This window comes from Dehalococcoidales bacterium (genome assembly GCA_035529395.1).
In the GTDB taxonomy this organism is placed as follows: Bacteria; Chloroflexota; Dehalococcoidia; order Dehalococcoidales; family Fen-1064; genus DUES01.
Map to the genome: position 1 here is coordinate 1 of DATKWT010000188.1, position 6870 is coordinate 6870.

Annotated in this window: 10 protein-coding genes; 1 reads left to right on the plus strand and 9 read right to left on the minus strand. The window is 57.0% G+C overall.

Going from position 1 to position 6870, the window contains the following annotated elements; all coding sequences use genetic code 11:
- Positions 1-100: 100 nt before the first annotated feature.
- The 8 genes from VMW13_11395 to VMW13_11430 all read right to left on the minus strand — a co-directional run bounded on the left by VMW13_11395 (position 101) and on the right by VMW13_11430 (position 5911).
- The gene (locus VMW13_11395) at positions 101-871 is read right to left on the minus strand and encodes a class I SAM-dependent methyltransferase (protein HUV45416.1); all 771 of its coding nucleotides are present in this window, start codon (positions 869-871) and stop codon (positions 101-103) included.
- On the minus strand, positions 868-1740 hold the full coding sequence (locus tag VMW13_11400) for a hypothetical protein (protein HUV45417.1): 873 nt from the start codon (positions 1738-1740) through the stop codon (positions 868-870). The genes VMW13_11395 and VMW13_11400 overlap by 4 nt, the downstream gene beginning before the upstream one ends.
- A complete protein-coding gene (locus tag VMW13_11405) occupies positions 1737-2243 on the minus strand; it encodes a GNAT family N-acetyltransferase (protein ID HUV45418.1) in 507 nt (168 codons plus the stop codon). The genes VMW13_11400 and VMW13_11405 overlap by 4 nt, the downstream gene beginning before the upstream one ends.
- A 29-nt stretch (positions 2244-2272) precedes the next feature.
- Entirely contained in the window at positions 2273-3355 is a 1083-nt protein-coding gene (locus VMW13_11410; GenBank protein HUV45419.1) for an NDP-sugar synthase, read from the minus strand.
- Positions 3356-3459: 104 nt separating this feature from the next.
- Complete coding sequence (locus VMW13_11415; protein HUV45420.1) at positions 3460-4194, minus strand: ABC transporter permease; 735 nt, start codon at positions 4192-4194, stop codon at positions 3460-3462.
- Positions 4187-4936: an ABC transporter ATP-binding protein gene (locus VMW13_11420; protein ID HUV45421.1), complete on the minus strand. Its 750-nt coding sequence runs from the start codon at positions 4934-4936 to the stop codon at positions 4187-4189. Before VMW13_11420 ends, VMW13_11415 begins: the two co-directional genes overlap by 8 nt.
- 82 nt (positions 4937-5018) lie before the next feature.
- Positions 5019-5648: an MBL fold metallo-hydrolase gene (locus tag VMW13_11425; GenBank protein ID HUV45422.1), complete on the minus strand. Its 630-nt coding sequence runs from the start codon at positions 5646-5648 to the stop codon at positions 5019-5021.
- Positions 5636-5911 (minus strand): ATP-binding cassette domain-containing protein, encoded by a 276-nt coding sequence (locus tag VMW13_11430; GenBank protein HUV45423.1) that lies wholly within the window; start codon positions 5909-5911, stop codon positions 5636-5638. The genes VMW13_11425 and VMW13_11430 overlap by 13 nt, the downstream gene beginning before the upstream one ends.
- A 105-nt stretch (positions 5912-6016) precedes the next feature.
- Between VMW13_11430 and VMW13_11435 the strand changes: the two genes are divergently transcribed.
- Positions 6017-6601: a phosphatase PAP2 family protein gene (locus tag VMW13_11435; GenBank protein HUV45424.1), complete on the plus strand. Its 585-nt coding sequence runs from the start codon at positions 6017-6019 to the stop codon at positions 6599-6601.
- A 14-nt stretch (positions 6602-6615) separates the two neighbouring features.
- Here VMW13_11435 and VMW13_11440 read toward each other — a convergent pair.
- A partial coding sequence (locus tag VMW13_11440) for a hypothetical protein (protein ID HUV45425.1) occupies positions 6616-6870 on the minus strand: 255 nt, incomplete at its 5' end.

Genomic DNA, 6870 nt, shown 5'->3' on the forward strand with positions numbered 1-6870 from the left:
CGAAGCCATCTCTGCCAGCATGCTCTCGTATTCGCGGCGAGAGAAGTTGTCCACCAGTGTCCCGAAAAGGTCGAAGATAATGGCTGCGTATTTCATTCAGTCAACCCTCACTACGCTTGTGTCCTAAAGTCAACGTCATCCTGTCGAACAGCAGCCAGGGGTCATCAGGATTGCTCGCAACGTACGCAGTCAGCTTCCGAATACCTTCCTGAAAGGCCTTGTCAGATACCATGGTCAATACCGATGTATGCTTCGCCGTTACCAGCTCAACACGGGCGGCACCCGTCTCGCAGGTCTGCTGTACCACCTCTTCTGAGACGACGTCTGAAAAACCGGCATCCTTTATCAGTCCCTCTACTGTGCCAATGCTGAGAGTCCTTGCTTCGTCGATAGCCAGGACCTCAGGAATGAAGGTGTGCTCGATATCATCCCGTATCTGCTCGATTGCCCCGTATCGGACAAGCAGGACTCCCGAACTTCTGAGGACCCGCCAGCACTCGGCCACAACGCTGGGCGGCGAGTCCGTGTGGTGAAGGAGGTGGGACATGAAGACCGCGTCAAATGACGCATCCGGGTAGGTCAGCTTCTGGGCGTCCTTCTGGTCCCAGCTGACCTGCGCCGCTGTGTCCTTCTCTCTTGCCCGCCCCAGCATTTCCGGGGAGGAGTCCGCCCCGGTCACCCGAAAGTGCAGCTGGGCTGCCATCGGGATGGCGAACCTCCCCGTCCCACACCCCAGGTCGAGTACTTCGGCTCCTTCCTGCGCGCCGGAGTACCTCGAAACAAGCGCCAGCCACATCTCCATGTTCTGCTCCGAGAGCGAGCGCCCCCTGTCGTAGAACGCGGCTATCTTCCCGTAGTCCGCTTTCCTCACGCGGTCTCTCCCTCAATCTCGGGGTGCCCGGCGAGCCACGCCAGCCCGATCTCCCCTCCCCTGTTCAGCACCTTCGCACCGGCAACGATAGACGCACGTCCGGCGTTACCGTCAGTGTACCCCGAAAGGTAGTACTCCCAGGCATTCAGGTAGTAGTCCGCATAATCCTGTGCCAGGTTTTCTTCGCCCATTTCTTCCAGGAGCGACACCGCTACGGTACGGTTGACACTCCAGGCTTCTTCCGTGGGCAGTCCCAGGATATGGAGCACACGCGGGCCGGTCGGTGAAGCGCGCCATGACATCAACCTCAGGGTCTGCCAGATGTACCTGGCGGGCCTGTCCACAGCCTGACGCGGCAGCCTCTTCTTCAGAAACTCCTCCCCATCGAGCAGTCTCATGCAATCGGTACGTCTTATCCTGTCCGGGTTGCTGTAGTCCGGGTCGGGGGCATCCTTACCGTACAGCACGTATACCACTTTCCTGGGGGGATGAACGTAGTCCTCGTTATGCAGAAGGTCGTTCAAGAGCGTCAGTTGGGGCATGGGTACGTGCAGCGGCTCAGGCAGTTTCGAGAAGTACCGCTCCTCAACCCTGGACTGGATGTGCACCGCCTGGTCTACCAACCCCAGGTGTTTCTCGATTGACGAATCGTCAGAGAAAAGGATGTGGATATCCACGTCGCTCAGCTCCGGGACGTAGTCGAGTGGTGAGTCCCACTCCTTCAACACCGAGCCCTTGCAGTAGATGCCCACTATTTCGGAGTCCGGAATCTCCTCAAGGAGTACCTCGGTGAAGGCCTCGGCCATGCAGAAGGCTTCGGTTTTCAGTGCTCGGGGGTCATGGTAGTGGCTGCTCCATGCGTAGCTCATCTGTCGTCTTCCCGGTATATCTCCATCAGCAGTGCCCTGCCATCCGGTGTGTCTATCTCCTTCACAGGTCTGAATCCGGCCTTCTCATACGCCCGGATGCCGCGGGCGTTGTCCGGGTGGGGGTCGACGATGACCTTCTTCGCCCCTCGCTCCCGAAACAGCCCGTCAACGAACTGCCTGATATAGGCACTACCGTGTCCTTTCCCGAGGAAGTCCTCCTCCCCGATATACGTATCAATACCCCACGTCCCGGGCGACTCGCCAAGCCACCAGCCACCACCGAACTCGAAGCAGTCCTGACACTGTATGTAGCCGATTGGCCTGCCATCACAGCAGACGCTAAAGGCAAAATCCCTGGCTGACGACATCTTTCCCTGCTGTCTCATGGTCACCTGTGCCAGTGTTCGCGGCCCATCCCAGTTGTCGGCCACCCACGGCTGGTTGTGCCACCAGTGCAATAGCGGGAAGTCCTCTTCGGTTACCGGCCGGAATTCATACTTCATGTTTGAAGAACCAATCGACGGTTCGACAGCTACACAGCCGTCCCCGGCTCAATCCGGCTTCCCGTCTCAAGCCTGCTCCCCGGCGCCACCGTGACATGGTCGCCCAGCACCGAGCCATCGATGCTGCTGCCGGATTCGAGACGGCAGTCATTGGCCACCGCCGAGTTCCTCACAACCACCCTCTCTCCCAGCGATACCTGCCACCACAGCACGGAGTCCTCGACAACGCTACCCTCACCAATAGTGCAGCCGTCCCCGACAACCACCGGCCCGACCAGCTTAACACCCGGACCGATGGAGCAGCCGTCACCGATGACGGCCGGCTCCTTTATCTGTGCGGTGGGATGGATATTGCACCGCTCGCCGGTACGCACTTCCTCCGGCGATGCCAGCGAGTGCCAGGTGCTCCTGCCGCCAAGCAGGTCCCGGTGAAGCTGAAGATACTTCTCCGGAGTGCCCATGTCCATCCAGTACCCGGACGAGGGATAGGCATACACCGGCTCACCGCCATCCACCAGCAACGGGAAGGTCTCCCGCTCGATGCTGACCTGCCGTTCCGGTGGTATCCGGGCCAGCACCTCCGGTTCAAGGACATAGGTACCGGCGTTTATCATGTTTGTGGTCACCTGGCTCCAGTCCGGTTTCTCCAGAAAGCGCATAACTCCGCCCCGGACGTCGGTCTCAATCAGCCCGTAAGCAGTAGGGTCCTCCACCGGGGTCAGGGCAATCGTCGCCACCGCACCACGCTGCCGGTGAAGGTCCACCATGGCAGTGATGTCCAGGTCCGTGAAGATGTCTCCGTTGAGTACCAGGAAAGTCTCGTCCAGGTACCTCTCGACATTCCTGATAGCGCCGGCTGTACCCCGCGGGCTTTCCTCAATCACGTAGGTGACCCTTACCCCGAACCGGCCGCCGTCACCGAGGTAGTCTTCAATCGGCCCAGCGAGATGGTGCTGCGCCAGGATAATGTCACTCACCCGGTGGCGGTGCAGATGGCGGAAGACGTGCTCCAGAAAGGGCGTATTGAGGATAGGGACCATCGCCTTGGGCGTATTGGTGGTTAGAGGACGGAGGCGGGTTGCCTGACCGCCCACCAGAATGACTGCCTTCATGGCACTCTCCGACCGTTGGTATCGTTCGCGTTGTCAACTGGATTTTACCATAAAAGGATACTGACGGTCGTGACAGGATAGTGGACCATGACCGGGAGTCGAGTTTACCCGCCGGTGCCCCGCCTCAGCGTAAACGCCGCCAGGATTGATGTCACCACGGCGAAGCCGACCAGCACCAGCATCTCAAAGGCAACATCCGCCAGGCTCTTTCCTAAGAGCATTATATCCCGCAGTCCGTCCACACCATACTTCAACGGCAGGAACCTGGCCAGCCACTGGAGGTACTCCGGCATCTGCTCCACCGGCCAGATAACACCACAAAGGAATATCTGGGGAAACAGAATCAGGGGAATGAACTGGACCATCTGGAACTCGTTCCGGGCGAATGTAGAAATGAAGATACCCAGGTTTACTGCTCCGGCTATGACCACAACCTGGAAGACGAATATCTGCCACAGGTCACCCGAATAGTGCACATCAAGTACGTAGATGGTGAAGAGTACTATAATCAATGTCTGGGTGAGAGCGAAGAGAAAGAAGCCAAAGAGGTACCCCAGGACAATGTCCAGACGCGAAACGGGAGAAGCCATCAGCCGCTCCATAGTCCCCTGGGAGCGCTCCCGCAGGAAGCTGATGCCGGTGAGCAGAAAGCTGAAGAACAGGGCCAGTGTCGCCAGCAGCGCCGGTGCAATGTAGTCCAGCACCTGCCCCTCGGGGAAGCTCAAGCCAATAAGCGTCATCACCACCAGGGGTACGGCAATAATCAACACAATCGTCCGCCGGTCCCTGATGAGCTGGCGGATGATTCTGGCGGCGATGGTGAACGCCAGACTAGGCATTGCTTTCCTCCCGACTCCGGGCAAAGAACAGGAACGCGTTCTCCAGGGTGTCCTGGCCGGCGCCACGCCTGAGCTCATCAGGTGTGCCCTGGGCGATTACCTTACCGTCACGGATGAAGGCGAGGCGGTCACAGTGCGCGGCATCGTCCATGGTGTGGCTGGAGATGACGATTGTTACACCACGTCGGTTCAATTCGGCGAAGTGCTCCCAGAAGGTGGCCCTCAGCTCCGGGTCCAGTCCCACGGTGGGCTCGTCAAGGAAGAGCAGGGGCGGGTTGTGCACTATTGCGCAGGCCAGGCTGACCCTCTGTCTCATGCCGCCGCTCAGCTTCACTACGGCATCATTACGGCGCGGCCACAGATCGATAAGTCGAATAGCCTCTTCAACCCGTCGTGCCCGCTCGATGCGGCTGGTCATCCGGAAAATCCTGGCAAAGAAGTCCACATTCTGGCGGACAGATAGCTCGGAATAGAGGGAATGCAACTGCGGCATGTAGCCCATGAGGTGGGCCGTTCTCCGCGAGGGTTTCTCGCCCAGTACGAGGATATTGCCTCGTTTTACCTTCACGAGCCCGACCAGCACCCGGATAAGCGTGGTCTTACCGGCGCCGTTCGGCCCGAGCAGCCCGAAACTGATACCGGTCGGCACCTCCAGCGACAGGCCGTCAAGCGCCTTCACGCTACCGTAGTTGAAGGACGCCTCCTTTACCTCGACGGCCGGCCGGTCAGAGTTGCTTTTCACAATTGTTGCCGTTCACTATACCGCTATTCATTATCAAAATCAAAATACCACCCGCAGGAGACACTTTATCGCACTTAGCTTATCAGTGATTGTTTCTCAACATATCCATCGGGAATGGTTTACCATGCCCGGGGTATACAGTATTTATTTCCAGAGTTCTCAGTTTTTCGATACTGGCATTCGCCGCCCCTGATTGGTCAATTAAAGAATTGAGAGCTGGTTGTTTAGTGTTCTCGAGCAGGTCACCGCAAAAAAGGTCTCTACCGGCTGTCATGATTCCTATTGAACCCTTTGAGTGCCCCGGAATAGACACAACTTCAGCATCCAATCCATATCCAGAGAAACTGTATCCTTCATCGACATACAAATCGGGAATAAATCTTTTCGATTTACCAAACCCGAAGAAGATAGGGACAATCATCCTGAGGAGAATATTGGGCATCTTCCTGTTAAAGAACATGTTTCCGTGTTCTGCCATCCCTGAATCATCATAGTGCATGGCTATTTTTGTACCGTACTTTCTACGAAGATAGGCAGCATTGCCGGTGTGGTCAAAATCCCCGTGTGTTAAAACAACAAGCTTGAGATTACCGGGCTTGCATCCGGCGCTTCTAAGTTCTTTCTCAAGGTCAGTACGCCTGTTCGAGGTACCTGTGTCGATCAGGATATAACCGGAGTCGGTTTCTATGAGATAGCAGTTTACACTGCCCAATTTAAAAGGTAACCGTAAGCTAATGACGATAATTTTCTGCAGGATATTTCCCTCCCTTCACTCGGGAATTCCCACTTTACCTTCAACAGCCCGACCAGCACCCGGATAAGCGTGGTCTTACCGGCGCCGTTCGGCCCGAGCAGCCCGAAACTGATACCGGTCGGCACCGCCAGCGACAGGCCGTCAAGCGCCTTCACGCTACCGTAGTTGAAGGACGCCTCCTTTACCTCAACGGCCGGCCGGTCAGAGTTGCTTTTCATCATGGTCACTTCACATGATAGCAGAATCATGGTTAGTAGACTAATCAGGGGCATTTCCGCTAGAATTCGGGTATCTGGCCGCAGCAGAGCCAGGCAACGTAGACCAATATGAGACAACGAATAGCTAACCTGATATCCAGAGTTCTCAATCCCTTCGTGGTCAGTCTGGCCGCTATCCTGCTACTTTCCTTAAAGTCTGCTTCTACCGTAGAGGATGCCCTGAAGTGGTCGGGCGTTATGGCAGCAATCAGTGTGCTGCCGGTCTTCTTGATGGTTCTCAACCAGACGCGGACCGGCAAGCTCGACGGCATCCTCAATGCAACCCGCCAGCAGAGGAGTGGCATCTACCTGCTTTCGATTGCCTGCGCCGCCGTAGGGTATGTCATTCTCTTCTGGTGGCAGGCTCCGGCACTTCTTCAGGTTGCGTTTGTCGGGGGATTCTCCAGCGCAGTCGTCTTCGCGGTGATAAATCTCAGGTGGAAAATCAGCCTGCACACCGGTTTCGTCAGTGCACTGGCGGTAGTGCTGGTGATGCTCTACGGTTGGGTAGCTACCGCATCGGCGGCCCTTGTCCTGCTGACGGCGTGGTCAAGGATTAAGCTAAGGCACCATTCGATTAAAGAGGTAATCGCCGGAGCCCTGCTCGGGGGTCTGATTGTGGTTACCGTCTTTAAGGTCTCCGGCCTCTATTAGGCGCAGCACCGGCCCTACCCGGTCGTACCTGCTTGTCTCCCGATGATATCCATCACCTGCTCGGCGTTCTTCGTGGAGAAGACGAACTCGCGGAACCTGCCCGCTCTAAGGCTAAGAAGAACGCCCGGATAACCGGCGACATTGTAGACAAGCCGCCATCTACCCTCGACCTTTGTCATGCGTATTCCCCAACCCACGTAGGCGAACGCCGGAGATTCGTCCCGAGAACAGTCCTCGATATCACCCCAGAGCATCGTCCGCTTCAACAT

What these genes read in the sequence shown, in the direction of transcription:
- VMW13_11400 (HUV45417.1), bottom strand. Translation starts at nt 1,740, where the DNA reads ATGAGCTACGCATGGAGCAGCCACTACCATGACCCCCGAGCACTGAAA.
- VMW13_11405 (HUV45418.1), bottom strand. Translation starts at nt 2,243, where the DNA reads ATGAAGTATGAATTCCGGCCGGTAACCGAAGAGGACTTCCCGCTATTG.
- VMW13_11410 (HUV45419.1), bottom strand. Translation starts at nt 3,355, where the DNA reads ATGAAGGCAGTCATTCTGGTGGGCGGTCAGGCAACCCGCCTCCGTCCT.
- VMW13_11415 (HUV45420.1), bottom strand. Translation starts at nt 4,194, where the DNA reads ATGCCTAGTCTGGCGTTCACCATCGCCGCCAGAATCATCCGCCAGCTC.
- VMW13_11430 (HUV45423.1), bottom strand. Translation starts at nt 5,911, where the DNA reads ATGATGAAAAGCAACTCTGACCGGCCGGCCGTTGAGGTAAAGGAGGCG.
- VMW13_11435 (HUV45424.1), top strand. Translation starts at nt 6,017, where the DNA reads ATGAGACAACGAATAGCTAACCTGATATCCAGAGTTCTCAATCCCTTC.